The sequence below is a fragment of the Streptomyces sp. NPDC056503 genome, assembly GCF_042794995.1.
Taxonomy (GTDB): Bacteria; Actinomycetota; Actinomycetes; order Streptomycetales; family Streptomycetaceae; genus Streptomyces.
This window is the reverse complement of the sequence record NZ_JBHTST010000104.1, coordinates 5,253-31,139: the sequence shown is the minus strand read 5'-3', so window position 1 is coordinate 31,139 and position 25,887 is coordinate 5,253. Positions and strand designations below refer to the sequence as shown.

24 protein-coding genes are annotated in these 25,887 nt (G+C 75.3%); 9 read left to right on the top strand and 15 right to left on the bottom strand.

What is annotated here, in order from left to right; translation table 11 throughout:
• Positions 1–22 precede the first annotated feature (22 nt).
• From ACFQ8C_RS26630 to ACFQ8C_RS26560, 15 genes are all read right to left on the bottom strand, one after another.
• Positions 23–766, bottom strand: coding sequence for a class I SAM-dependent methyltransferase (locus tag ACFQ8C_RS26630; protein WP_383462019.1), 744 nt, complete (start codon positions 764–766; stop codon positions 23–25).
• Between the two features lie 149 nt (positions 767–915).
• Positions 916–2,304 (bottom strand): ABC transporter ATP-binding protein, encoded by a 1,389-nt coding sequence (locus ACFQ8C_RS26625; RefSeq protein ID WP_383462017.1) that lies wholly within the window; start codon positions 2,302–2,304, stop codon positions 916–918.
• Positions 2,301–3,119, bottom strand: a complete 819-nt coding sequence (locus tag ACFQ8C_RS26620) for an ABC transporter permease (RefSeq protein ID WP_383462015.1) — start codon at positions 3,117–3,119, stop codon at positions 2,301–2,303. Before ACFQ8C_RS26620 ends, ACFQ8C_RS26625 begins: the two co-directional genes overlap by 4 nt.
• On the bottom strand, positions 3,116–4,063 hold the full coding sequence (locus ACFQ8C_RS26615) for an ABC transporter permease (RefSeq protein WP_383462013.1): 948 nt from the start codon (positions 4,061–4,063) through the stop codon (positions 3,116–3,118). Before ACFQ8C_RS26615 ends, ACFQ8C_RS26620 begins: the two co-directional genes overlap by 4 nt.
• Complete coding sequence (locus tag ACFQ8C_RS26610; protein ID WP_383462012.1) at positions 4,060–5,625, bottom strand: ABC transporter substrate-binding protein; 1,566 nt, start codon at positions 5,623–5,625, stop codon at positions 4,060–4,062. Before ACFQ8C_RS26610 ends, ACFQ8C_RS26615 begins: the two co-directional genes overlap by 4 nt.
• Complete coding sequence (locus ACFQ8C_RS26605; RefSeq protein ID WP_383462010.1) at positions 5,622–6,458, bottom strand: class I SAM-dependent methyltransferase; 837 nt, start codon at positions 6,456–6,458, stop codon at positions 5,622–5,624. Before ACFQ8C_RS26605 ends, ACFQ8C_RS26610 begins: the two co-directional genes overlap by 4 nt.
• Complete coding sequence (locus tag ACFQ8C_RS26600) at positions 6,455–7,720, bottom strand: MFS transporter (RefSeq protein WP_383462009.1); 1,266 nt, start codon at positions 7,718–7,720, stop codon at positions 6,455–6,457. Before ACFQ8C_RS26600 ends, ACFQ8C_RS26605 begins: the two co-directional genes overlap by 4 nt.
• Positions 7,717–8,790 (bottom strand): enolase C-terminal domain-like protein, encoded by a 1,074-nt coding sequence (locus tag ACFQ8C_RS26595; protein WP_383462007.1) that lies wholly within the window; start codon positions 8,788–8,790, stop codon positions 7,717–7,719. The genes ACFQ8C_RS26600 and ACFQ8C_RS26595 overlap by 4 nt, the downstream gene beginning before the upstream one ends.
• On the bottom strand, positions 8,787–9,989 hold the full coding sequence (locus ACFQ8C_RS26590) for a PLP-dependent cysteine synthase family protein (RefSeq protein ID WP_383462005.1): 1,203 nt from the start codon (positions 9,987–9,989) through the stop codon (positions 8,787–8,789). Before ACFQ8C_RS26590 ends, ACFQ8C_RS26595 begins: the two co-directional genes overlap by 4 nt.
• The gene (locus ACFQ8C_RS26585) at positions 9,986–10,765 is read right to left on the bottom strand and encodes a Rossmann-like domain-containing protein (RefSeq protein ID WP_383462023.1); all 780 of its coding nucleotides are present in this window, start codon (positions 10,763–10,765) and stop codon (positions 9,986–9,988) included. Before ACFQ8C_RS26585 ends, ACFQ8C_RS26590 begins: the two co-directional genes overlap by 4 nt.
• 149 nt (positions 10,766–10,914) lie before the next feature.
• Positions 10,915–12,186, bottom strand: a complete 1,272-nt coding sequence (locus tag ACFQ8C_RS26580; protein WP_383462003.1) for an ATP-grasp domain-containing protein — start codon at positions 12,184–12,186, stop codon at positions 10,915–10,917.
• A gap of 161 nt (positions 12,187–12,347) precedes the next feature.
• Entirely contained in the window at positions 12,348–13,022 is a 675-nt protein-coding gene (locus ACFQ8C_RS26575; protein ID WP_383462021.1) for a DUF1345 domain-containing protein, read from the bottom strand.
• A 144-nt stretch (positions 13,023–13,166) separates the two neighbouring features.
• Positions 13,167–13,526: a zinc ribbon domain-containing protein YjdM gene (locus ACFQ8C_RS26570; protein ID WP_383462001.1), complete on the bottom strand. Its 360-nt coding sequence runs from the start codon at positions 13,524–13,526 to the stop codon at positions 13,167–13,169.
• Between the two features lie 53 nt (positions 13,527–13,579).
• On the bottom strand, positions 13,580–15,466 hold the full coding sequence (locus ACFQ8C_RS26565; RefSeq protein ID WP_383462000.1) for an NAD-binding lipoprotein: 1,887 nt from the start codon (positions 15,464–15,466) through the stop codon (positions 13,580–13,582).
• Between the two features lie 136 nt (positions 15,467–15,602).
• A complete protein-coding gene (locus ACFQ8C_RS26560; RefSeq protein ID WP_383461998.1) occupies positions 15,603–16,424 on the bottom strand; it encodes an SDR family NAD(P)-dependent oxidoreductase in 822 nt (273 codons plus the stop codon).
• A gap of 196 nt (positions 16,425–16,620) precedes the next feature.
• Here ACFQ8C_RS26560 and ACFQ8C_RS26555 point away from each other — a divergent pair, with 196 nt between their 5' ends.
• The 9 genes from ACFQ8C_RS26555 to ACFQ8C_RS26515 form a co-directional block, all read left to right on the top strand.
• The gene (locus ACFQ8C_RS26555) at positions 16,621–18,165 is read left to right on the top strand and encodes an ATP-binding protein (protein WP_383461996.1); all 1,545 of its coding nucleotides are present in this window, start codon (positions 16,621–16,623) and stop codon (positions 18,163–18,165) included.
• Positions 18,162–18,563 carry a roadblock/LC7 domain-containing protein gene (locus ACFQ8C_RS26550; protein ID WP_383461994.1) on the top strand — a complete coding sequence of 134 codons (402 nt, stop codon included), beginning with the start codon at positions 18,162–18,164 and terminating at the stop codon, positions 18,561–18,563. Before ACFQ8C_RS26555 ends, ACFQ8C_RS26550 begins: the two co-directional genes overlap by 4 nt.
• On the top strand, positions 18,560–18,916 hold the full coding sequence (locus ACFQ8C_RS26545; RefSeq protein WP_383461992.1) for a DUF742 domain-containing protein: 357 nt from the start codon (positions 18,560–18,562) through the stop codon (positions 18,914–18,916). The genes ACFQ8C_RS26550 and ACFQ8C_RS26545 overlap by 4 nt, the downstream gene beginning before the upstream one ends.
• Positions 18,897–19,526 carry an ATP/GTP-binding protein gene (locus ACFQ8C_RS26540; RefSeq protein WP_383461990.1) on the top strand — a complete coding sequence of 210 codons (630 nt, stop codon included), beginning with the start codon at positions 18,897–18,899 and terminating at the stop codon, positions 19,524–19,526. The genes ACFQ8C_RS26545 and ACFQ8C_RS26540 overlap by 20 nt, the downstream gene beginning before the upstream one ends.
• Positions 19,523–20,752, top strand: coding sequence for a cytochrome P450 (locus tag ACFQ8C_RS26535; RefSeq protein ID WP_383461988.1), 1,230 nt, complete (start codon positions 19,523–19,525; stop codon positions 20,750–20,752). Before ACFQ8C_RS26540 ends, ACFQ8C_RS26535 begins: the two co-directional genes overlap by 4 nt.
• Positions 20,749–21,987 (top strand): cytochrome P450, encoded by a 1,239-nt coding sequence (locus tag ACFQ8C_RS26530; protein WP_383461987.1) that lies wholly within the window; start codon positions 20,749–20,751, stop codon positions 21,985–21,987. Before ACFQ8C_RS26535 ends, ACFQ8C_RS26530 begins: the two co-directional genes overlap by 4 nt.
• 273 nt (positions 21,988–22,260) lie before the next feature.
• Positions 22,261–24,336 carry a carbohydrate binding domain-containing protein gene (locus ACFQ8C_RS26525; protein WP_383461985.1) on the top strand — a complete coding sequence of 692 codons (2,076 nt, stop codon included), beginning with the start codon at positions 22,261–22,263 and terminating at the stop codon, positions 24,334–24,336.
• Between the two features lie 219 nt (positions 24,337–24,555).
• Positions 24,556–25,485 (top strand): adenosine kinase, encoded by a 930-nt coding sequence (locus ACFQ8C_RS26520; protein ID WP_383461983.1) that lies wholly within the window; start codon positions 24,556–24,558, stop codon positions 25,483–25,485.
• Positions 25,482–25,887, top strand: a 406-nt coding sequence (locus ACFQ8C_RS26515) for a lycopene cyclase family protein (RefSeq protein WP_383461981.1), incomplete at its 3' end; no start/stop codon positions are given. The genes ACFQ8C_RS26520 and ACFQ8C_RS26515, both read left to right, overlap by 4 nt.

Genomic DNA, 25,887 nt, shown 5'->3' with positions numbered 1-25,887 from the left:
CCCCAGGGGGTTTCGGGGCGGGTCAGGCGCGGCAGCTCAGGAGCTCCAGCGGAGGGTGGGCGAGGAGGTCGGCCCAGTACTCCTCGCCGTACGCCGCGTAGCCCTCCGCCGAGATCCGCATCGGCAGCCACTCCACCTCGCCGAACCCGGCCTTGGCCAGGGCGTCCTCGTAGACCTCGCGGCGCGGGGCGGAGCCCACGATGCTGATGGGGTGCGGGTCGAGGAGGGCGGTGACCCGGACGCGCGGGCCCGTCTCGATCTCCTCGCCGGTCGGCTCGCAGCGGAAGCCGTACGACTCCAGGGAAGCGCAGTCGAAGGCGTAGTCGGGCTTCTGGGCGAAGACGTAGAGCCGGCCGCCGGGCACCAGGCCGCGGTGGATGTTGGCGCACATCCGCTCCATCTCCGCGATGGATCCCGCGTAGTTGAGACACTGCACGGCGAGCGCGAGGTCGAACGGCTCGTCCGGCGGATCCAGTTCGGCGACGTCGCCGACCTCGTAGCGCACGCCGAGCGGGTCGCGGGCCTCGATGGACCGGGCGGCGGCGATCATCTCGGAGGAGATGTCGACGCCGAGGACGTCCGCGGCGCCGCGCCGCCTGAGTTCACGGCTGTAGAAGCCCGTGCCGCAGGCGAGGTCGAGGACCGACTTCCCGGTGACGTCCCCGACCAGTTCCAGGACGCTGGGCACCTCTCCGTAGCGGGTGATGGGCAGGGCCTTGAAGCCCTCGAACGCCTCGCCGATCCCGTCGTACTGCTGCACCGTCATGTGCCGCCCCCTCGTGTTCGTCGGGTGGTGTCTCCGTCAGGCACCGAGTCTGCGTCGCCCCCGACCTGCCGCCGTACTGTCGGATGCCACGAGAAGACGGAGGGCACACCCTCGTATCACCCAAGGGAATGTCCTGATCAGGGAGTTGATCATCCGGGGGCGTCGAGGCGGCCGGCTTGGAGGACGACGGTGCGGTCGGCGAGGGTGTCGGCGGCCGTCCGGTCGTGGGTGACGAGGACGAGGCCGAGGCCCCGCCGGTCGCGGAGCTCGGCGAGGTGGGCCAGGAGGGTGTCGCGGGTCGCCGGGTCGAGACCGGAGGTGATCTCGTCGCAGACGAGGATCCCCGGCTCGGCGAGCAGGGCCCTCGCCACGGCGGCCCGCTGGAGCTCTCCCCCGGACAGGGTGCCGGGCCTGCCGCGCGCCGGCTCCTCGGCCAGGCCGAGCCGTTCCAGGGTGCGGACGGCCGCGCGGTGGGCGGTGTGGCGGTCGGCGCCGCGCAGGCGGACGGCGGTGCGGGCCACCTGGTCGAGGACCGGGCGGTGTTCGTCGAAGGCGGCCCTCGGGTCCTGGAAGACGTACTGGACCGCGGCGAGTCGGGTGCGGTCACGGGCGCGCAGACCGCGCGGGAGCGGGTCGCCGTCGAGCAGGAGGGTGCCGTCATGGGCGGAGTGGAGGCCGGCCAGGCAGCGGCCCAGGGTGGTCTTGCCGCTGCCGGAGCGGCCGGTGACGGCCAGGCACTCCCCCGGTGCGACGGTGAGGCCGACGTCGTGGAGGACGGGGACGCGGCCGTGCCGGGCGGTGAGGTCCCGGACGACGAGCCGGGCGGCGGGGGGCGGCCCCGCCGCCCGGCGGGGCGCGGGGGGCGGGAGGACGGGCAGGACCTCGGCGGTGGGACCCCGGCGGGCGACGCGGCCGCCCTCCAGGACCACCGTCTCGTCGGCCAGCCGGCGTACGACCTCGTGGTCGTGGCTCAGCAGCACGACGGCGACGCCTCGGGCGGCGACGTGGGCGAGGGTGTCCACGAGGCCCTGCCGGGTGACCGGGTCCTGGCCCGTGGTGGGTTCGTCGGCGACGATCAGGCGGGCGCCGAGGAGCAGGGCCTGGGCGAGGACGACCCGCTGCTGCTGGCCGCCGGAGAGCTGGTGCGGATAGCGGCGCAGGACGAGGTCGGGATCGGGCAGCTGCGCGTCGCGCAGGGCCTGTTCGACGCGCTCCCGGCGCTCCCGGCGGGAGCCGGGGCGGAGGGCGGCGATGTCGGCGAGGAGGGCGCCGGCCCGCCGGACGGGGTGGAGGACGGCGGCGGGGTGCTGGGGCACGTAGCCGACGGCGCCGGGGCCCGGGGTGCGGATCCGCCCGGTGACGCGGGCACCGGGCGGGAACTCCCCCAGCAGGGCGCGTCCGGTGGTGGTCTTGCCGCTGCCGGAGGGGCCGACGAGCGCGGTGATCCGGCCGGCGCGGGCCGTGAGGTCCACGCCGTCGAGGAGGCGGCGGCCGTTCACCTCCACGCCCAGTCCGGCGGTCTCGGCGACGGGGGTCATGGACGGTCTCCCTTGCTCGGGGCGGGCACCGGCGCGCGCAGGGCGGCGTCGAAGAGGAGGTTGGTGCCCATGGACAGGGCGGCGACCAGGAGCGCGGGCACGACGACCGCCCACGGCTGGAGGAAGAGGCCGGTGCGGTTGCGGTCCACCATCACGGCCCAGTCCGCGGCGTCCGGCGCGACTCCGGCACCGAGGAAGGCGGCGGTGGCCACCAGGTAGAGGGCGCCCGTGAGCCGGATCCCGGCGTCGGCCGCCAGGGTGCGGCGCATCGAGCGGGCCACGTGTCCGAGGGCCGTGCGGGCCCAGGACTCGCCCTGCATGCGCAGGGCCTCGACCGCGGGCCGGGCGGCGATCTCCGCGGCGGTGGCGTGGACGACGCGGGCGGCGTCGGGGACCGCGGCGGCGCCGACGAGCGCGGTCAGCCCGACCGGTCCGGGGGCGAGCGTCGCCGCCACCAGGAGCACCAGCAGCAGGGTGGGGACGGCGAGGAGCACGTCGAGGGGACGCATCAGGACCTCCTCCACCCAGGCACGGCGGGTGAGCGCGGCGGCCAGGCCGAGCGGGACGGCGACCAGGTAGGCGAGGGTGGTCGCGGCGAGGGCGACGAGGACGACGGAGCGGCCGCCGAGGAGGATCTGCCGCAGGACGTCCCGGCCGGCGAAGTCGCTGCCCAGCGGGCCGGCCGCCGGGTCGAAGGAGACCGTGCGGGGCCCGGCGGGACCGGCGGCGAGCGGTCCGAGGACGGCGAGCAGCAGGGGTACGGCGACGAGTGCGGCACCGAGGGCGTAGCGGGCCGCGGGGGCGTGGCGGGTCACGCGATCACCTCCCTGCGGGGCGCGAGGCGGCGGGCGACGAGGTCGGCGCCGAGGTTGACGAGGACGGTGACCGTGCCGAAGACGACGGCCGCGCCCTGGAGGACGGGGACGTCGCGGGCGGCGACGGCGTCGACGGTCACGGTGCCGAGGCCGGGGACGGCGAAGAGGGCCTCGACGACGATGACCCCGCCGAGCAGCCAGTCGCAGGTGCGGGCGAGTTGCTGGGTGGCGGGCGCGAGGGCGCCCGGCAGGGCGTGGGTCCAGCGGACGCGGGTGCCGGGGACTCCGTACCGGACGGCGTGGGCGACGTACGGGGAGGCGAGTGCCTCGACGGTCCCGGCGCGGACCAGCCGGCTGATGGTGCAGACGGGCCGGGCGGCGAGGACGAGGACGGGCAGGACGAGGACGGCGGGTTCGGCGAGCGGGTCGACGCCGACGGCGGTGGGCGGCAGCCAGCCGAGCCACAGCCCGAAGGCGGTGGCGAGCAGGACGCCGAGGGCGAACTCGGGGACGGAGTGCACGGCGAGGGTGAACGCGCTGAGGGCGCGGTCGAGCGGTCCGCCCTCGCGCCGGGCGCACGCGACGCCGAGCCCGACGGAGAGCGGGACGAGCAGGGCGAGGGTGGCGGCGGCGAGGAGCGCCGTGGGGCCGAGCGCCCCGGTGAGGAGGTCGGCGACGGGCCGGCCGCTGACGAGGGAGGTGCCGAGGTCGCCGTGGAGGAGGGCGGTGAGGCGGTCGAGGAGGCGTTCGGGGAGGGGCTGGTCGAGGCCCAGTCCGGCGCGGATGCGGGCGATGCGGTCCGGGTCGGGCTGGTCGCCGGCGAGGGCGACGGCCGCGTCGCCCGGCAGGGCCTCGGTGAGGAGGAGGACGAGGAGGACGACGGCCGCCGTCTGCGCCGCTCCGAGGAGCAGACGGCGGCCGATCCAGGGGAGGTGGCGGGTCACGTCAGCCAGGTCTTGTCGAAGCGGGCCCAGTCGAGGGTGTTGGCGGGGGCCCGGGTGTCGACGCCGTGCAGGCCGGGGGCGGTGCCGACGATCCAGTCGGAGAAGCCCCAGACCAGGAAGCCGCCCTCGTCGTGGAGGCGGCGCTGCATCCGCTCGTAGAGGGCGGTCCTGCGCCGTTCGTCGGGGGTGGACTGGGCCTCGCGGTAGAGGGCGTCGAAGTCGGCGTGGCGCCAGTGGGTGGCGTTGGTGGTGGAGCCGGTGAGGAGGCGCTGGGAGATGTGGGACTCGATGGGCATGGCGCCGGAGCGGTAGGAGGCGAAGGTGCCGCCGTCGAGGATGTCCTTCCAGTACGTGTCCTTGTTCCCGACCCTGACCTCGACGGTGACGCCGGCCTCGGCGGCCTGCTCCCGGAAGATGCCGGCGGCCTCGACGAAGCCGGTGGCGGCGGGGGCGGTGTCCAGGGTGACCTTGAGGTTCTCCCGGCCGGCGGCCTTGAGGAGCGCGCGGGCGCGGGCGAGGTCCTGGGTGCGCTGCGGGATGCCGGAGGCGTAGTACTTGTAGCCCTTGCCGAAGAGGTCGTTGCCGATCTCTCCGGCGCCGGAGAGGGCGCCGTCGACGAGTTCGCGCCGGTCGGCGATGAGCTGGAAGGCCTGGCGGACCCGTCGGTCGTCGAAGGGCGGCCGGTCGGTCTTCATGACGAAGCCCTGGAGGGAACTGCCGGGGAGCCGGACGACGCGGATCCGGCCGCCGTGTTCATGGGTGCGGGCGGTGGCGGGGTCGAGCTCGTGGGCGTACTGGACCTGGCCCGCGAGGAGGGCGGAGGTGCGGGCGGACTCCTCGGAGGCGATGACGAACTCGACCCGGTCGAGGTGCGGCGCTCCGTCCCAGTAGGTGTCGTTGCGGGTGACGACGAGGGAGGTTCCGGGGGTGAAGGAGGCGAAGCGGAAGGGGCCCGAGCCGATGGGCCGTTCGAAGGAGGTGGTGCCGGCGGGGATGATCGAGGTGCCGAACGCGGCGAGCACGTTGGGGAATTCGGCGTAGGGGCGCTTGAGGCGGAACTCGACGGTGGTCGGGTCGAGGGCGCGGCTGGCGGCGAGGTCGATGGGCTCCAGGGAGGCCTTGGCGCGGAAGGTTCCCGCGGGGTCGGCGATCCGGCGGTAGCTGGCGAGGACGTCGGTGGCGGTGACGGGGCGGCCGTCGTGGAAGCGGGCCGCGCGGAGGGTGACCTTCCAGGTGTCGAGGGTGCGGTTGGGTTCCCAGCGGGCGGCGAGGCGGGGCACGGGGGCGAGGTCGGCGCCGAAGTCGGCGAGTTTGTCGTAGAGGGCCTTGGCGCGGGCGGCGTCGACGAAGAGGTTGGCGGCGTGCGGGTCGAGGGTCTCGGCCGCCCCGCCGCCGGCGAAGGCGGCGCGCAGGGTGCCGCCGCGGCGGGGGCCTTCGGCGGCCGCGCGGTCGTCGGCGGCCGTGCCGGGTCCGGTGGCGCAGCCGGCGGTGAGGGCGAGGACGGCCGTGGCGAGGAGGAGGCGCCTGCGGGTGCGGGCGAGGAGGAGGCGGGGGCTGGTCACGGTGTGGTGGCTCCGTTGGGGTGCGGGACGGTGGGGTGCGGGTGGCCGCCGGGCGCGAGGCGGGCGGCGAGGTGGAGGCGGTCGGCGCGCAGGCCGGTACCGGGCGGGTCGCCCTCGCGCCAGACGGGTTCGGTGCGCGGGCCGGGGCCGTCGTGCAGGGCGAGGACCTCGAAGCCGGCGACGGCGAGGAAGTACCGCAGCTCCTGCGGGAACAGCAGCCGCCAGGCGGTGCGCTCCTCGTGCGGCGGGGAGCCGTCGTCGGCGGTCCAGACGCGGTGGCGGCGCAGGAGCTGGGCGGCGTGGTCGATCCGGAGGGTGGTGGTGGAGGTGTGGGTGGTGGCGCCGCGCCGGAAGGTGGCGGTGGCCGGTCCGTCGAGGAGGGAGCGGTCGCCGAGGAGGTGGGCGCCGTTGCGCATCTCGACGACGAGGAGCCCGCCGGGCGCGAGGTGGCGGGCGCAGACCGCGAGGGTGGCGGCGAGGTCCGCGTTGGTGTGGCAGTGGAGGAGGGCGCTGTCGAGGCAGAGGACGGCGTCGAAGGCGCGGCCGAGGTCGGCGTCGCGCATGTCGGCCTGGCGGTATTCGGGTCCCGGGTGGTGGCGGCGGGCGTGGGCGAGCATGGAGGCGGCGGTGTCGACGGCCGTGACGTCGCGTCCGGCGTGGTGGTGGAGCCAGGCGGCGTCGCGGCCGGTGCCGCAGCCGATGTCGAGGATCCGGGGGCCGGAGCCGTACCGGCGGAGGGTGGTCTCGGCCCAGCGGGCGGCGAGCCGTTCGGGGTCGGGGAACCGCTCCTCGTACAGCTCGGGGTGGTCGGTGAGGAGGTTGCCGGAGCTCATCGGGTCTCGCTGCGGGGTCGGGGCCGTTCGACGGCGGGCACGGGTGGTGCGGGCAGGGCCCGGCGGCGGTGGAGCGCGGCGACGGCCGCGGCCGAGCCGAGGCCGAGGGCGGCGCAGCAGGCGTACGGGAGCCAGCGCGGGCCGCCGCGGGCGGCGGTGTCCATGGCCGCGCCGATGCCGAGTCCGATGCCGGCGGCGGCGATGCCGGAGACGGCGTGGAAGAGGCCGTAGCGGGTGCCGGTGAGTTCGGGCCGGCCGAAGGCCGGGACGAGTTCCATGACGAACGGCTGGGCGGTCATCAGCCCCGCGTACAGCAGCAGGACGCCCGCGAGGACGGCGACGAGCCGCGCGGGGTGCGGCTCCCCCGCGCCCGAGGCGAGCAGCGGTGGCAGGAAGCCGAGCCCGGCGAGGGCGAGTCCGGCGGCGACCCAGCGGCCCCGGCCGCCGCCCCGCGCGGTGAGCCGGCGGGTGAGGCGGAGCTGGAACAGCAGGCCGGCGAGGGTGCCGACGACGAAGAGGAGGCCGACGGCGCCGGGCAGGCCGGTGGCCTCGCGGACGGTGTGCGGCAGCAGCAGGTAGAGCTGGCTCTCCAGGCCGTACAGGCCGGCGGTGGCCAGGGCGAAGGCCGCGAAGCGCGGATCGGCCGCGGCTTCCCGCCAGTCGCCGAGGACGGTGCCGGCCGGGGGCGGCACGGGCCGGGCGGGCAGGACGGCGGCCTGGGCGACGGTCAGCAGCGCGAAGACGCCGGCGGCGGTGAGGGCGGCGGTGCGGAAGCCGCCGAGGAGCAGCAGGCTGCCGAGGAGCGGCCCGAGGAGGGCGCCGGTGGTGGCGAAGACCTGGAAGAGGGCGAAGGCCTCGGCCTTGCGGTCGCCGGCCTCCTGGGCGAGGTAGGTGCGGACGGCCGGGTTGAAGAGGGCGCCGGCGAGGCCGCTGAGCACCGAGGCGGCGATCAGCACGGGCAGTCCGTCGCCGAGGGCGAAGAGGGAGAAGCCGAGGGTGCGCAGCGCGCAGCCCGCGATGATCACGCCGCGGGCGCCGAGGCGGTCGGCGGCGGAGCCCCCGATGAGGAAGAGGCCCTGCTGGCTGAGGTTGCGCAGGCCGAGGACGAGGCCGACGACGACGGCGGAGAGTCCGAGGTCGTCGGTGAGGTGGACGGCCAGGTAGGGGACGAGCAGGTAGAAGCCGGTGTTGACGCCGAGCTGGTTGACGAGCAGGAGCCGTACGGCGGCCGGGAAGCTCCGGACGGCGGCGAGGGTGCTCACCCGTGGTCCTCCCCCGGTATCGGTCCGCCGGGGGTGCGGGGCCGGACGCCGAGGCCGGGGCGGTCGGTGACGCGTACGGTGCCGTCGGTGCCGCCGATGCCGGTCCAGGGATCGTCGGCGAGGAGGAGGTGGCCGTCGAGGTCGACCCAGCGGGCCCGGTCGGCGAGGTGGACGGCGGGCGCGATGCCGAGCGAACTGGCGGTGAGGCAGCCGAGCATGAGCTCGGTGCCGCTGCCGCGCAGGGCGGCGTCGATGCGCAGCGCGGCGCGGACGCCGCCGCACTTGGCGAGCTTGACGTTGACGCCGTGGACGCGGCCGGCGAGGGCGACGGCGTCCGCGTGGGTGACGGCGTCCTCGTCGGCGATGACGGGGACGGGGGACGCGGCGGCGACCCGGGCCAGGGTGTCGGGCCGGCCGGGCGGGACGGGCTGTTCGACGGCGGTGACGCCGAGTTCGGCGAAGCGGGGCAGCAGGGCGTGGGCCCGCTCCTCGGTCCAGGCGCCGTTGGGGTCGAGCAGCAGCCGCGCGCCGGGGGCCGCGTCGCGGACGGCGGCGACCCGGTCGAGGTCGTCGGCGGGGTCGGGGGAACCGGCCTTGATCTTCAGGACGGTGAACCCGGCGGCGGCGAGCCGGGCGGCCTCGGCGGCGGCCCGGGCGGCCGGGACGATGCCGAGCGTGCGGGCGGTGGGCGCGGACGGCGGCCGGGGGCTGCCGAGGAGGCGGTGGGCGGGGGCGCCGGCCGCGCGGGCGGCGAGGTCGAGGACGGCGGACTCGACGGCGGCGAGGACCCCGGCCGGCAGTCCGGCGCCGACGGGCCCCTCGGGGGCGAGCTCGGCCCAGGCGGTCCCGGGGTCCGGGAGCCGTTCGACGGCGGGACGCACGGTGGCCAGGTGCCGGAGGATCGCTTCGGTGGGCAGTCCGAGGTAGGTGCTGCTGACGGCCTCTCCCCAGCCGTCGAGCCCGGCGTGTTCCAGGCGGACGTGGACGGCGTCCCGGCGCGCTGTCACGGAGCGGGAGATGCGGAGCGGTTCGGCGAGGTGGAGGGTGGTGGTGGTCCAGGTGAGTCTCATACGGCTCCTCCGGGGGCCGACGGGCGGGACGCGGGGATCGGGACGGGAAGAGGGGCGGGGACGGGAAGAGGGTCGGGGGTACGGGCCGGGGTGGGGGTGCGGACGGGCGCGGGGGCGGGGGTACGGGCGGTCGTCCGGCAGCGGGTCCAGCCGACGGCCTCGGCGGCGCGCGGGTGCGGGATCTCCAGCGGGCGGGCGGCCGGGGTGGTGCCGATGAGTCCGTGGGCGCGGCAGAAGTCGTCGTCGTACACGGTCCCGAGGTAGCGGTGGGGGCCGTCGGGGAAGACGGTGGCGACGACGGCGCCGGGCTCGGCGCGGGCGGCCCAGGCGGCGACCAGGGCGACGGCGCCGGTGCTCCAGCCGCCGGAGACGAAGCTGCCGCGGGCCAGCCGCCGGCAGGCGTCGACGGCCTCGGCGGGGCCCACCCAGTGGACCTCGTCGAAGAGTTCGGGCCGGACGTTGCGGGGACGGATGCTGCTGCCGAGGCCGCGCATCAGCCGGGGTCTGGCGGGCTGGCCGAAGAGCGCGGAGCCGACGGAGTCGACGCCGAGGACCCTGAGCCGGGGCCAGCGGCGCCGCAGCGGGCCGATCAGCCCCGCGCTGTGGCCGCCGGTGCCGACGCTGCACACCAGGACGTCGAGGTGGTCAAGCTGGGCGACGAGTTCGGCGGCCATGGAGCGGTAACCGGCGGGGTTGTCGGGGTTGTTGTACTGGTCGGGCCAGTAGGCGTCGGGGGTGCGGTCGAGGAGCTCGCGGAGCCGGGCGAGGCGGGCGGCCTGCCAGCCGCCGTGCGGCGCGGGCCGGTCGACGAGTTCGAGCCGGGCTCCGTGGCTGTGGAGCAGCTGCCGCATGGAGGGTTCGAGTTCGGTGTCGCCGACGAGGACGACGGGATGTCCGAGGGCCTGTCCGGCGAAGGCGAGTCCGATCCCGAGGGTGCCGGAGGTGGACTCCACCACGGGGGCGCCGGGGCGCAGTTCGCCGCGCCGCCGGGCGCCGGTGAGCATGGAGACGGCGGCGCGGGCCTTCATCCCGCCGGCGCCGAGGCATTCGAGTTTGGCCCAGAAGCCGGGGTGGGGGTGGGGCAGCGGGGTGTGGATCCGGGCGACGGGCGTGCGGCCGACCAGGGACAGCAGCCCGGGTTCGACGGGCGCCGCCCCGGACCGGGGCGGGGGCAGGGACGGGGCGGGGGCGGTCGTCATGCGCGGTCTCCGTAGCGGTGGAGGGTGCCGGGGCCGCCGTCGAGCCAGAAGAAGGGGTACGGCTCCGCCGACACGGCGGTCACTCCGGCGCCGAGGAAACGCGGCAGGACGGCGCTGCCGGTCTGGGCGAACATCACCAGGGGCTTGCCGGTGCGGGCGGTGTGGTCGAGGAGGCCCTGGAAGGTGCCGTTGCCGAGGGTCATCCCGGAGGCGAGGACCGCGCCGCAGTGGTCGAGGTGCTCGGCCGCGTCGGTGAGGACGGGTTCGCCCCACTCGGTGGTGCCGCCCTTGAGGTCGCAGGGCAGATAGGCGAGCCCGCGGGCCCGGAGCCGTTCGAGGAGCGAGTTGACGACGCCGACGACCAGGACCGGGCGGCCGGGTGCCGGGTCGGGCAGCAGGTCGACGACGGCGCGGGCCCGGGCCCGGGAGCGGGTGAGGCTGTCACCGCCCGGCAGGGGGTGGGGGCGGGCGCCGTGCGCGGGTGTGTGGGGGCGCACGTGGCCGAGGTAGGCGTCGAGGGCGGCGATCCGCACGGGGGTGAGCGGGTGGCCGAGGAGCTCGGCGACGGTGGCGCCGACACAGTCGTCGAGGGCGTCCGGCGGCAGTGTCCCGGGTTCGACGGCGCAGGATCCGACGGCGGCGTCCAGCCGCAGGCTGAGCACCTCGTTGCGGTATCCGCGGGTCCGGCCCTCGTGCCGGACGGCCTGCGTCGTGGTGAAGGCGAGCGCGATCCGGGTGCCGGCGGGGTCGGGGCCGTACGCACCGGCGCGGACCAGGTGGAAGAGGTCGGCGAGGGTCCGGACGGCCGGGTCGGGGTGGGCGCGGGCGGACGGGACGCCGGAAAGCGGGCTCGGGCTCGGGCTCGGGCTCGGGCTCGAACGCGGATGCGGATGCGGGCGCGGGCGCGGGCGCGGGGCGGACAGGGTCACGCGGACACCGCCGCCGCGGTGTAGCGGGGGCGCAGGCCGGCGAGCAGCCGTTCCGCGGCGGCGCGGGCGCCGGGGCCCTGGGTGTCGGCGGTCATGACGTGGCCGAGGTAGGCGTTGTTGCTGGTGGCGGCGGAGACGGCCCGGCCGGGTGCCGCGAGGGTGAGTTCCAGGACCTCGGGCCGGTTCCGTACCGCGTCGGCGCCGTCGATGCCGGCGAGGACGCCGTCGGTGTCGGGCAGCAGGAAGGAGATGGCGGCGCTGCGCACGCCCGTGGGGCGGGGCGCGAGGTCGGGGGTGCGGCCGAGGGCGACGTCCACGCAGGCGGCGGCGAGGTCGACACCCGTGACGTGGCGGACGAGTTCGGTGATGCGGTTGCCGGCCGGGCGGGGGTTGACCTCGACGACGCGGGGGCCGTCGGGGGTCAGTTTGAGTTCGGTGTGGCAGACGACCCGGTCGAGGCCGAGGGCCTCGACGGCCCGCCGCGCGGTGGCGGCGGCCTCGGCGGCGGCGGTCTCCCCGATCCCGGCGGGGAACATGTGTCCGGTCTCGATGAAGGCGGGGGCTCCGCCGATGCTCTTGTCGGTGACGCCGACGACGTGGGTGGTGCCGCCGGAGGTGACGGTCTCGACGCTGACCTCGGGGCCGTGGAGGAGCTCTTCGAGGAGGACCAGCGGACTGCGGGCCTGGCCGCGGGCGTTGACGGGGAAGTCGGCGAGGTCCTGGCAGGCGCGCTCCAGTTCGCGCTCGTCGCGCACCGCGCGGACCAGCATGCCGGCGCACAGGTCCACGGGTTTCACGACGAGCGGGTAGCCGAGCCCGCGGGCGGCGGCCACGGCGGCCGCGGCACCGTCGGTGAGCGCGTACCGGGGTCCGGGCACGCCGGCGGCGGCGAGCGCACGGCGCGTCAGGTCCTTGCGGCAGGCGGCCTCGACGGCCTCCGGCGCGGGGCCGGGGAGGCCGAGCCGGCGGGCGGCCCGGGCGACGGTCGGCAGGTAGTAGTCGCAGGAGGAGATCACTCCGTCGAAGCGGAGGGCGGCGTGCAGGGCCTCCAGACGCGGAAGCAGGGCGTCGGGGTCGTTGGTGTCCGCCGTGACGATGTTGCGGGCGGTGAGCAGCGGGTGCGGCCCCTCGTCGGCGGGGGCGGCGCGCAGGTAGTGGTGCAGATCGCGGGTGACGAAGGTGAATTCGTGCCCGTCCTGGCGGATGGCGGCGGGCAGGAGTCTGCTCATCGACCCCACCCAGCTCTCGATCACCAGCAGATGTCCCACCGGAGTTCCTCTCGGATTGCCGTCGGTTGCGTGCGTCGCAGACGTTATCGGAAATCGTTTTCATTTCCAACAGCGGGGTGCGGGCACGCGGGAGACGACCGGCTGACGGCCACCGGGAGGGGGCGGGGACGGGGCGGGGTGCAGCGGGGTGACGGGGGGATTCAGCCGGCGTCGAGGGCGCCGACGAGGCTCGCCACGGTGACGGTGTTGAAGACGAAGGCGATGGTCGCGTTGGCCGAGACGGTCCGGCGCATCTCACGGGAGGTCACGTCCACGTCGGTGGTGCCGAAGGTGGTCATGACCGAGAGGGCGAAGTAGACGTAGTCGGACCAGAGCGCGGGGCCGTCGCCGGGGAAGTCGAGGGCCCGCTCGCCCTCCACCAGGTTGTCGGCGTGGAAGCAGACCGCGAAGGCGGTCAGGACGCTCGCCCAGGCGGTGACGACGAGCGCGAGCGCCATCACGACGCGGACGCCCTCGGGGAGCTCGGTGCCGAGGTGGCCGGGGCGCCAGACCACCGCGACCAGCAGGGCGGCCGCGGCGATGGAGAGGGAGACGCCGGGGCCGGGGGCGGTGCCGAGCACGTACCGCTGGAGCACCGTGCCGCGCTCCTCACGGCGCCCGGCCCAGGCCCGGATCGCCTCGGGTCCGGCGGTGGAGAAGGCGGTGAGGGTGACGGCCAGGTACGTGGACAGGTACGAGAAGAGCACGGTGACGCCGGCGTCGGCGGTGGAGAACCGGTCCGTGTCGTCGAGGACCAGCAGGAGCAGGGCCGTGGTGCAGCCCGCGACGATCCAGCTCACCGTCGAGCGGGGGCGCTCGGGGAGCCAGGAACGCACCAGGGGCACGACGGGAGCCTCTCGCCGCGGCGACGACCGGACGGTACGCGTGACAAGGTACGACATTCCGGACCCTTGACCGCGGAAGGCCGTACCGGGGGTGTCGCCCCCCGGTACGGCCTTGCGTACGCGCCGTGCGCGGGGTCAGGCCTTCTTGACCACGCTCGACTTGAGCTGCAGGGGACCGAAGCCGTCCACCTTGCAGTCGATGTCGTGGCCGTCGACGCCGTCGACGAGCCGGATGTTGCGGACCTTGGTGCCCGCCTTGATGCCGCCGGGGCTGCCCTTGACCTTGAGCGTCCTGACGACCGTGACCGTGTCGCCGTCGGCGAGCACGTTCCCCACGGCGTCCTTGACCACCTTGGCGCCGCCGGTCTCGCCCCCGGCGGCGGCGTCACCGCCCGCCGACCACTCGTGGCCGCATGTGGGGCAGACGTACAGCGCACCCAGCTCGTAGGTGTACGCACCGGAGCATGCGGGGCATGGGGGAAGGTTCTCGTTCACCCCCCGATCCTACGGAGCACCGTGATCACTTGCGAAAACGCGCGACCGGCACCTCAGGCCGGTCCGACGACGATCACGACGTCTCCGGCGGACCAGCGCCGGGTCTCGGTCTTCGGCGGGTTGAGGCGGGGGCGGCGGGCGTCGCGGGGGCGGTGGCCGATGGCGGCGCAGCCGTGCCGGGCGACCGCCTCGGCGAGGGCCGCGAAGGAGGCTTCGGTGTCGGCGGGGAGGAAGTCGGTGGCGGGGCGGAGCCGGACCCCGGTGCCGGTGGCGGCGAAGAGCTCGTCGAAGGCGGCCGCCAGCCGGTCGTCCCACGCCACCTGGGCCATGAGGAGGGCGGTCAGCCGGCCGGTGGGCAGGAGGTCGGCGCGGGGCCCGGCCGGGGCGAGCGGGCGGTTGCGGGCGTCGGTGAGTTCGGCCGTCACCGGCACGGTCCGGCCCGACTGACGGGCGCGGGCCCGGAGGTGGAGCAGGGCGACCAGGGTCCGGCCGTCCGGGTCGCCCGGCCCGTCGCCGTCGGGGCCGGCCAGGATCACCACGTGGTCGTACGCCTCCGGTTCCACCGGCACGTCGTCGTCGCCCCGCACCGCCGTCACCCCTCCCCGGACCAGGCCCTCCACCACCCGCTCGCCGCGCCGGTTCCAGCCCAAGACCAGCGCCCTGCGGGGAGCGCCCGCCGGAGCGGGCCGGGCGGGGAAGGCGGTCGTGGGGGCGGGGGTGGTCGCCGGGGCGGTCGTGGGGGCGGTGCCCGGTGCGGCGGGGAGGACGGTCGCGCGGTCGTCCTCGGCCAGGACGAGAAGCACGTCGCCCGGGTGCAGCACGGTGTCCGGGGGCGGGGAGAGGTGCGGGACGCCGTCGCCGCGGACGATCCCGATCGCGCAGGAGTCCGGGCAGGCGGCGGCGAGTTCACCGAAGCCGCGGCCGGCGAAGTCCGGGCGGCGCAGGGTGTGGAGTTCGGCTCCCGCGAAGTCCAGGAGGTCCTCCAGGACGAGCGCGAGCCCGGGTTCCAGGACGCACTGGACGAGCAGCCGGGCGGCCAGGTCGTCGGCGTCCAGGACGAGCGCGCCGGGCCCCGCGGCCAGGCGGGCCGTCGGCAGGTGGGCCCCGTCCCGGACCGCGGCCACGATCCGTACGGGACAGCCCTCCCCCACCGTCGCCCGCAGTGCCAGGAGCGTCCTGATCACCTGCGCGTCGGCGTCGGGGCCGTCCGGCGGCAGCACGACGACCGCCGCCGCCGCGGCGGGGGTGACCCGGGCCAGCGCGGCCGGGTCGGTGGGACGGCCCCGCCGGCACAGCAGCCGGACCCGGCCGCGGGCCGGTGCCGTGCCCCGCACCTCCCGCTCCATCTCGGCCTTGTCGCGGTCCGCCAGGACGACCACCGCGCCGCGCCGCCGCTGGGCGTGGGCGGCGAGCAGTTCGGCGACGAGCGTGGGCGTCTGCTCGGACCAGCCGAGCACCACCGTGTGGCCGCGCTCGACCACCGTGGTCTGGCCGCGCTCCAGCTCCGCGAGCCGGTCGGTGATGGCGGTGGTGACGAGGCCGACGAGGGTGGAGACGTACAGGAGCGACACCAGGGCGAGGAAGACCGAGAGGGCGATCCGCAGGGGCGGTCCGACCTCGCCGCCGAGCCGGAGGGTCTGGCCGACGGTCCGCCAGACGGTGGCCGCCTTGCCCTGGAGGGTGTCCGGGGAGGTGTCGTCGGTCCACACGAGCAGGGCGCTCGCGGGCGCCACCAGGGACAGGCAGGCCAGGGCCAGCCAGGCGACGAGGGCCGGCACCCCGCGCACCACGGTGCGGTCGACCCAGTACCGTGCCCGGTCCCGGGCCCCCGGTCGCGTCGCCGCCGGTCCCGCCGCCGGGCCGCCCGGTCCTCCTGCCCGCCGGTCGCCCCGCCGGGGCGACCTCGGGGAGGGGACCGTGATCTCGCGCTCCTTACGCACGGCAGCAGGGTGACGGCGACGGGGCCGCGAAACGCCGCCGACGCCCGCCGTTCATCCTTTCGGGCAAGCGCGCGGGAGGCAGGCGTTCGAACCGTTCACCGGGTCGCACGCCTCCTCGCGCGGGGGTACGCCGGCCTCAGCTCCGGAGGTACGAGGCTCCGTTGAGGTCCAGGATCGTGCCGGAGGCCCATTCGGCGGCGGGCGAGGCGAGCCAGAGGACCGCGGCCGCGATCTCGTCCGGGGCGGCGACCCGGCCGAAGGGGCTCTGCGTGCGGATCGCCTCGCCCTCGGCGCCGGTCAGGCGGGGCGCGACCCGTTCCGTGGCGAAGAAGCCGGGGGCGACCGAGGCGACGGCGATGCCGTGCGGCGCGAGGGAGACGGCGAGGGACTGGCCGAGCGCGTGCACGGCGGCCTTGGTGGCGCCGTAGGCGGGGTGGTCGGGCTCGCCCCGGAAGGCGCCCCGGGAGCCGATGTTGACGATCCGGCCGCCGGTGCCCCGGTCGATCAGACGGCGGGCCACGAGGTGGCTCAGGTTCGCCGTGGCGAGCAGGTTCACGGCGACGTGGCGCTGCCAGAGCGCGGCCCACTCCTCGTACGGGGTCTCCGCGAGGGGATGCGGGAGGTTCACGGCGGCGTTGTTCACGAGGACGTCGATGCCGCCGCCGCCCTCGCCGAGGGCCTCCGCGGCCGCGTCGACGACGCGGGCCGCCCCCTCGGGGTCGGTGAGGTCGCCGCCGACCAGGACGTGTCCGGCGCCTTCGAGGGAGTCGAGGGTGGCGCGGGCCTCGTCGGCGCGGGTGCCGTAGTGCACGGCGACCCGGTCGCCGTTGGCCGCGAACGCCCGGGCGACCGCCCGGCCGAGCCCTCGGGAGGCGCCGCTGACGAGGACGCCACGGCCTGAGTCGGGCAGCTGCACAGGGAGGCCTTCCGGTCGGGGACGTACCGTACGGTCCGTCATTCTGCCGGTACGGCGCGGGTGGTGGGCCCGTCGGGTCCGGCTTCGGGCGCGACGCGGAATCTGGACCACCATTTGGAAGGTTTTGTATGACTCCGGATACCGATCCGATCAGGAAGAGTTTCGAACCGATCATCAACGCCTCTATAGTGCGGTCGTTCCGAACGTCCCCTGTGCTTGCCTCTCGAGAGTCCGGTTGATGTCGGCGTCGCCCACCCCGTTCCGCCCCGCCCTGATCGCCTCCCTGCTGACCCTCGCCGCGGGCGGTGCGCTCACCGCCGCCGCGACGAGTGCCGCACCGGCCGAAGTCCGCCCCTCGCTGGCCTGGTTCGCGGTCTGCGGCGTACTGCTCCTCGCGGCCGCCGCCTTCGCCGTCACCTGGTACGCGCGCACCGCCCGCGGCCTCGCCAGGCGAGCCGAGCGGCTGACCGCCCAGGTCGCCTCCCAGGACGCCTACGCCGCCCAGCGCCAGGCCGCCGCCGAGCGCGAGGCCGCGGCCCTGAGCGAGCGTCACACGGCCCAGGCCGCCGCGGAGACGGCCGCCCACGCGGCCCGTACCGACGAACTGGTCCGCACCCAGCGGGCCGAGGCCGAGCGGCTCGCCGCCGGCCACGCGGCCGCGGTCGCCGGCCTGGAGCAGCGGCTGCGCCGCGCCGAGTCGGCCCGCTCCGCCGCCCTCGCCGCCGCCGCCAACGCGGCCGGCCGCATGCAGGCACTGGCCACGAGCATGATGGCCGACCTGCGCGAGATGGAGCACCGGCACGCCGCCGAGGACGTCCTCGCCGACCTCCTCCACCTCGACCACCGCACCGCCCAGGCGGGCCGGCTCGCCGACTCCGTCGCGGTCCTCACCGGCGCCCGCTCCGGCCGCCGCTGGGCCCGGCCCATCGTCATGGAGTCGATCCTGCGCGGCGCCATGGGCCGCATCGCCGGCTACCAGCGCGTCCGGCTGCACTCCAAGTGCGAGGCGGCCGTCGCCGGCCACGCCGCCGAGGGCGTCATGCACGCGCTCGCCGAACTCCTCGACAACGCCGCCAACTTCTCCCCGCCGAGCGCGGAGGTCCACGTCTACGTGGAGGAGGTCCCGGCCGGCGTCGTCATCACCGTCGAGGACAGCGGCCTGACCATGAGCGACGTCCAGCTGCGGCGCGCCGAGGCCGCCGTCGACGCGACCACCCAGGACCTGGCCGGCCTCTCCGGCACCCGCCTCGGCCTCCACGTGGTCGGCCGGCTGGCCCGCAAGCACAACCTGTCGGTCTCCTTCCGGCCCTCCGCCCGCGGCGGCACCGGCGTCGTCCTGATGGTCCCCCAGGAGATCGTCACCCGCGGTTCCGAGCCGGCGGGACCGCCCGCCCGGACCACCGCGCCGCTCGCCGTGCCCGGCCCCCGCACCGCCCCCGACGCCGCGCCGGCCGCCGCACCGGAGACGGCCCACGAGACCGCGGGCGAGGCCCCGGCCGAGGGCGACGACTCCGGGATCCCGCTGCCCCGCAGGCGGCGGGGCCGGACCCTCGCCGCCCACCAGGAGAAGACCCCGGCCGAACCGGCCCGCCCGGCCACGCCCCGCACCGGCGAGGCGGCCCGCGCCTCGGCCCGCTTCGGCGGCTTCCAGAGCGGACTGCGCGGCACCGAGCCGAAGTCCGGCGACACCCCCTCCGCCGGCTCCGGCGCACCGGCCGGCCCCTCGGCGGAACCGACCACGCCGCCCTCGAACCACCCCCATTCGGAAGGCAATCCGCGATGACCGGCACGACCACCGACGACAAGCTCAGCTGGCTCCTGGAGGGCCTGCTCGAACGGACCCCGGGGACCCGGCACGCCCTGGTGCTCTCCCGGGACGGACTCAAGCTCTGCCGCACCTCCGGGCTCACCGTCGACCAGGCCGACCAGCTCTCCGCCATCGCCGCCGGCATCCAGAGCCTGTCCCACGGGGCTTCCGTGGAGTTCGGCGACGGCACCGGCGGGGTCCGCTCGGCGATGGCCGAGTTCTACGGCGGGATCCTCTTCATCGTCGAGGCCGGGGAGGGCGCCCACCTCGCCCTCGTCGCCGACGAGGACGCGGACGCCGGGCTGGTCGGGCACAACATGTCCGAACTGGTCGAACAGCTGGGTGAGCACCTCGTCGCGAGGCCGCGGGGATGAGCCGCGTCAGGCCGGGTCGCGACGACTCCCCCGACCGGCTCTACACCCTGACCGGCGGCCGCAGCGGCACCGGGTCCACCGCCTTCGACGTGGTCACGCTCGTGGTGGCGGAGAGCGATCCGGTGCCCGGCATGCAGTCCGAGCACGCCGCCATCCTGCGCATGTGCCGCTTCCCCACCGCCGTGGTGGAGGTCGCCGCCGGGCTGGGGCTGCCCGTGTCGATCACCAGGATCCTCCTGGCCGACCTGCACGACACCGGCCGGATCAGCGCGCGGCACCCCCGCCCCACCTCGTACCGCCTTCCCGATCACGACATCCTGGAGCAGGTGCTCGTTGGACTCCGCAATCTCTGAGCAGCACCAGACCCTGAGCAGCACCGCCGACAACGGACTGAAGATCGTCGTCGTCGGCGGCTTCGGAGTCGGCAAGACCACCCTGGTCCGCTCGGTCAGCGAGATCCGTCCGCTGAACACCGAGGAGACCATGTCCCAGGCGGGCGAGGGCATCGACGACACCGTCGGCGTCACCGCCAAGACGGCCACCACCGTCGCCTTCGACTTCGGGCGGATCTCGCTCGACGCGCGCAACGTGCTGTACCTGTTCGGCGCGCCCGGCCAGGAGCGGTTCTGGTTCCTGTGGGACCGCCTCTTCTCCGGGACGCTCGGGGCGGTCGTCCTCGTCGACACCCGGCGGATCTCGGACTCCTGGTACGCCGTCGACCGCCTGGAGCACCACGGCACCCCGTTCGTCGTCGCCTGCAACGACTTCGGCGGGCCCGCGCACACCGCCGCCGAGATCCGCGAGGCCCTCGACCTCGCCGACGAGGTCCCGCTGGTCTTCTGCGACGCCCGGTCCCGGGAGTCCAGCAAGCAGGTCCTCATCTCGCTCGTCGAGCACCTGAAGAACGTCGTCGCCGCCGACCCCGAGCACGGTCCGCGGCCCGTCCCGGAGTCCACCCCGTGAACCCTGCCGAGCCCGCGCCCGTCCCGCTGAGCGGCCCGCTCTTCCACACCGACCCCGTCGAGCTGTACCGGCGGATCCGGCGGGACCACGGGGCCGTCGCCCCGGTCGTCCTCGACGGCGACGTGCCCGCCTGGCTCGTCCTCGGCTACCGCGAGCTGCACCAGGTCACCAGCGACCCGGTGCTCTTCTCCCGCGACTCCGAGCTGTGGAACCAGTGGGACGCCATCCCCGCCGACTGGCCGCTGCTGCCGATGATCGGGCGCAGGCAGCCGTCGATCCTGTACACGGTCGGCGAGCGGCACCGCGAGCGGGCCGAGGTGATCTCCGCCGCGCTGGAGGCCGTCGACCCCTTCGAACTGCGGCAGCGCGCCGAACGGTTCGCCGACGAGCTCATCGACGGCCTGTGCGGCAAGGGCGCGTGCGACATCATCGCCGAGTACGCCATGCTGCTGCCGGTCCGGGTCCTCGCCAGCATCTACGGCTTCGCCGACGCGCAGGGCCCGGCGCTCGTGACCGCCATGAACGACATGATCAACGGCGGTCCCGGCGCGCTGGCCGGCCAGCAGCACCTGGGCGGGTCGATGGTGGCGCTGCTCGCCGCCAAGGCGGAGACGCCCGGCGACGACGTCGCCTCGCGGATGCTCGGCAACACGGCCGGGTTCACCGTCGAGGAGGTCGCCCAGGACCTCATGGTGATGATGGCCGCGGGCCACCAGCCGACCGCCGACTGGATCGGCAACTCGCTGCGCCTGATGCTGACCGACGACCGCTTCGCCGCCTCGCTCTCCGGCGGCCGGCACAGCGTCGGCGAGGCGATGAACGAGGTCCTGTGGGAGGACACGCCCACGCAGAACGTCGCCGGCCGCTGGGCCTCGCGCGACACCCACCTCGGCGGCCGGCACATCGGCCACGGCGACCTGGTGCTCCTCGGGCTCGCCGCCGCCAACGCCGACCCGCACGTCCGGGCCGACGCCGGCGCCCTCACCGGCGGCAACAACGCGCACCTCTCCTTCGGCCACGGGGAGCACCGCTGCCCGTTCCCCGCGCAGGAGGTCGCCGAGACCATCGCCAGGACCGGCATCGAGGTGCTGCTCGACCGGCTGCCGGACGTCGACCTCGCCGTCGCCGAACCCGCCCTGACACGTCGCCCCTCCCCCTGGCTGCGCGGCCTCACCGCGCTGCCGGTGACGTACACCCCGACCCCCGCCCTTGGAGGGACCGCATGACCTGCCCCATCGACCACACCGCGACCGCCGGGCCCGTCGTCCTCGACCCGTTCGTCACGGACCTCGACGGCGAGAGCGCCCGGCTCCGCGAGGCCGGACCGCTCGCCCGGGTCGTGCTGCCCGGCGGGGTGCCCTGCTACGCCGTCACCCGCCACGCCGAGGCCCGGGCGCTCCTCACCGACGCCCGGCTCGTCAAGGACATCGAGCAGTGGGGGGCCTGGCAGCGCGGCGAGATACCGCTCGACTGGCCGCTGATCGGCCTCGCCAACCCCGGCAAGTCGATGCTGACGGTGGACGGCGAGGAGCACCGCCGGCTGCGCACCCTGGTCGCCCAGGCGCTCACCGCGCGCCGGGTGGAGCGGCTGCGCGCCGGCATCGAGGCGCTGACGACGGGGCTGCTCGACCGGCTCGCGGAGCGCCCGGCGGGCGAGACGGTGGACCTGAAGGCGGAGTTCGCCTACCCGCTGCCGATGAACGTGGTCGGCGAGCTGATGGGCGTGGACGCGGCGGACCACCCCCGGATGAAGGCGCTGTTCGACAAGTTCTTCTCGACGCAGACGCCGCCGGAGGAGGTGCCGCAGATGATGGCGGACCTCGGGGCGCTCTTCGCCGGGATCGTGGCGGGCAAGAAGGAGTCGCCCGGCGACGACCTGACGAGCGCGCTGATCGAGGCCTCGGAGGACGGCGACCGGCTCACCACGGAGGAGATCACCAACACCCTCCAGCTGATGGTGGCCGCCGGTCACGAGACGACCATCAGCCTGATCGTGAACGCCGTGGTCGCCCTGGAGACCCACCCGGAGCAGCGCGCCCTGGTGCTCAAGGGCGAGGTGCCGTGGGAGAACGTGATCGAGGAGACCCTGCGCTGGTCGACGCCCACCTCGCACGTGCTCATCCGCTTCGCGAGCGAGGACGTCCAGGTCGGCGACCGGGTCCTGCCGAAGGGCGAGGCGCTGATCGTGTCGCACGGCGCGATCGGCCGGGACGAGCTCCAGCACGGTCCGACGGCGGGCGACTTCGACGTCACGCGCGAGACGATCCGGCACATCTCCTTCGGCCACGGCCCGCACGTCTGCCCGGGCGCGGCGCTCTCCCGTCTGGAGGCCTCGGTGGCGCTTCCGGCGCTCTACGCCCGCTTCCCGGAGCTGCGTCTCGCGGTGGGGCGCGAGGAGCTGCGGAACAAGCCGGTGGTGACCCAGAACGACCTCTTCGACCTGCCGGTCGTGCTCGGCTGAGACACCCCGCCGCCCTCGCGCGGCGGTCGGCGAAGCCCGCTCCCCTCAGGGGGGCGGGCTTCTTCGTGTGCGCGGATCGCGGGCGTGCGGGATTTCCCCCTGGGCGTGCGGGATTTCCCCTGTCCGACGTCTTGACGCTCTCGGGACGCCACGCCTAGCTTGCTCAAGGTCTTGCTGAAAGTTACGGCAAGTTCTTTCAACCCCCGTGGCGCGCCGTCCCGTTGACCGGTACGGCGGGTCTCCCGCACCCGCACCCCCACGAGGAGCACACCCATGAGGTTCGGCCTCACCCATGCCTTCCGGCGGCCGACGGCCGGTCTGGCGACCGCCGCGCTGGCGCTCGGCCTGACGACGGCGCTGGGCGCGCCGGCGACGCCCGCGGCGGCCGCCCCGACCGCCAACGGCGGCAAGAAGGTCACCGCCGTCCTGTTCGAGTGGAACTTCGACTCGATCGCCCGCGAGTGCACGAACACCCTCGGCCCCAAGGGCTACGGCTACGTCCAGGTCTCGCCCCCGCAGGAGCGCATCCAGGGCCCCGCCTGGTGGACCGCGTACCAGCCCGTCAGCTACAAGATCCAAGGCCCGCTGGGCGACCGCGCCGCCTTCCGGAACATGGTGGACACCTGCCACCGGGCCGGGGTGAAGGTCGTCACCGACGCGGTGATCAACCACATGACGTCGGGCTCCGGCACCGGCACGGCGGGCACCGCCTACGGCAAGTACACCTACCCGGGCTTCTACTCCGACCAGGACTTCCACGGCTGCCGCCGCCCCATCGGGGGCAACTACTCCGACCGGTACAACATCCAGGAGTGCGAGCTCGGCGAGACCGGCCAGCCCTCGCTGTCCGACCTGAACACCGGCAGCGACCACGTCCGGGGCACGATCGCCGGGTACCTCAACGACCTGCTGTCGATGGGCGTCGACGGCTTCCGGATGGACGCCGTCAAGCACATCGCGGCCGGCGACCTCGCGGCGATCCGCTCCAAGCTGACCGACCCGGACGTCTACTGGATCCAGGAGGCCATCCACGGCGCCGGCGAGGCCGTCTCGCCCAGCGAGTACCTGGCCACCGGCGACGTCCAGGAGTTCCGTTACACCACCGACCTCAAGCGGATCTTCACCAACGAGAAGCTCTCCTACCTCAAGAACTTCGGCGAGGCGTGGGGCTACATGCCCTCGGGCAAGAGCGGCAGCATGGTCGCCAACCACGACACCGAGCGCAACGGCAGCAGCCTCAACCACCGCGACGGGTCCCGCTACACCCTGGCGAACGTCTTCATGCTCGCCCACCCCTACGGCACCCCCTCGGTCCACTCCGGCTACGAGTTCGGCAGCAAGGACGACGGCGCGCCGAACGGACACACGGTCGGCGCCTGCTACGCCAACGGCTGGTCGTGTCAGCACGCCTGGCGCCAGATCGCCAACATGGTCGGCTTCCGCAACGCCACGGAGGGCACGGCGGTCACGAACTGGTGGGACAACGGCAACAACGCCATCGCCTTCGGCCGCGGGACCAAGGGCTTCGTCGCGGTCAACCGCGAGGGCGGCGCGATCACCCAGACCTTCCAGACCTCGCTGCCGGCCGGCACCTACTGCGACGTCCAGCACGGTGACCCCACCGCGAACGGCGGCTGCACGGGCACCACGTACACCGTCGGCGGCGACGGCAGGTTCACGGCCACGGTCGGCGCGAACGACGCCCTCGCCCTCCACGTCGGAGCGGGCGGCGACAAGCCCGAGGAGGGCGACAACAGCGTCACCGTCTACTACGGCACCGACAGGAACTGGTCGGCCCACCACCTCCACTACGCCCCGACCGGCGGCCAGTGGACCACCGCCCCCGGCGTCGCCATGGAGGCCGCCTGCGCCGGCTGGGTCAAGAAGACCGTCGCCCTGGGCTCCGCCACCGGCATGAAGGCCGCCTTCAACAACGGTTCCGGCACCTGGGACAACAACAACGGCGTCAACTACGCGCTGGGCACCGGTGACGTCACCGTCAAGGGCGGCGCCGTCGGCACCGGCAACCCCTGCGACGACGGCGGCGAGCAGACCGGGACCGGCGCCTCCTTCGCCGTCACCGCCACCACCGTCCCGGGCCAGGACATCCACCTGGTCGGCGACATCGCCGCCCTCGGCGCCTGGTCCCCCGCCGCGGCCCCGAAGCTGGACCCGGCGGCGTACCCGGTGTGGAAGCTGGACCTGGACCTTCCGGCGGGCACCTCCTTCGCGTACAAGTACGTCCGCAAGGACGCCGCGGGCACCGTGACGTGGGAGAGCGGCGCGAACCGCACCGCCACCGTCCCGGCCTCCGGGCGGCTCACCCTCACGGACGCCTGGCGCGGCTGATCCGCGACCGCACCACGGGTGGGGCCGGCCGCGCGCCGGTCCCACCCTCGGCGTTCCCGCGCGTCCCACCCTCCTCGGCCCGCTCCTCGGCCTCCCTCCACCCCTCTCTTCGCAAGAGTTTTCTGAAACACCCTGCAAGATCTTGCCGACATGATCGACGGGCTGCTTAACTCCTCAGCGATCCGCGGCAGTTGCGGCCCGTGACCGAGAGGAACAGCCATGAGCAGCGCGTACGACGTCCTCGTCCTGGGAGGGTCGGGCGTCGACACCATCGTGTACGTCCCCGAGCTTCCGCTCCCGTACGCCGACAGCTACATGATCCAGCCCGGCATCGAGACCCGCGCCGGGCAGACCGGCGACTTCGTCGCCCTCGGACTCAGCTCGCTCGGCCTGCGCACCCACCACATCGACATGATCGGCGACGACCCCTCCGGCGACCTGATCCGCGCCTTCCACCGCGACCGCGCCATCGACTTCACCGAGGTGCCCCAGCCCGGCGGCACCAAGCGCGCGGTCAACCTCGTCGGACCGGACGGACGCCGGCTCTCCCTCTACGACAACAGCCGCTCCGACGAGGCCGACCGGCTCCCCGAGGACACCGTCCGCAAGCTGGCCGCCGCCAGCAGGCACGCGCACGTCTCCATCACCTACCCGTGCGCCCACGCCCTCCCGCTGCTCCACGAGGCGGGGCTGACCGTCTCCACCGACCTGCACAACTGGGACGGCGAGAACCCCTACCACGAGGAGTTCGCCTACGGCTCCGACCTGGTCTTCGTCTCCACGACGGCCCTGTCCGACCCGGAGGCCACCATGCGGCGCGTCCTGGAGCGCGGCCGGGCCGAGGTCGTCGTCGCCACCGCCGGCGCCGAGGGCTCCTACCTCCTCACCCGAGACGGCGGAGCCCCCCTCCACGTCCCGGCCGTCGCCCCGCGCGGACCGGTCGTCGACTCCAACGGCGCGGGCGACGCCTACGCCTCGGGCTTCCTCTTCGGCCGGCTCGCGGGCGAGCCCGTCGAACGGTGCGCCCTCTACGGCGCGATCGCCGGCGCCCACGCCTGCACCGTGCCCGCGACCGGCAGCGACGCGATCGACCGGGCCGCCCTGCTGGCCGAGGCCGCGGCACTGACCGGGCCGGAGGACGCCGCGTGAGCGCCGACCGCTTCGACGTCCTCGTCCTCGGCGGCGGTGTCGCCGGCTGTGTGCTGGCCGCCCGGCTCAGCGAGGACCCGGGCCGGTCCGTCTGCCTGGTCGAGGCCGGGCCCGACCACGGCCCCGACCCGGCCGACTGGCCCGCCCCGCTGCTCGACGCGCGCGCCCTGCCCCGCCAGGACCTGTGGGAGCGCAAGGTGGCGGCGCACCGCTTCCGGGCCCGGGTCGTCGGCGGCTCGTCCTGCGTCAACGGCTGCTGGAACACCTGGGGTTCGGAGGCCGACCACCGCGAGTGGGTCCGGGCCGGGGGGGGCCGCGCGGGGGGGGCCCCCCCCGCGGCCCCCCCCGGCCCCCCCCGCCCCCCCCCGGGGCGTGGCGCCCGCGCCCCCCCCCGCCGCACCC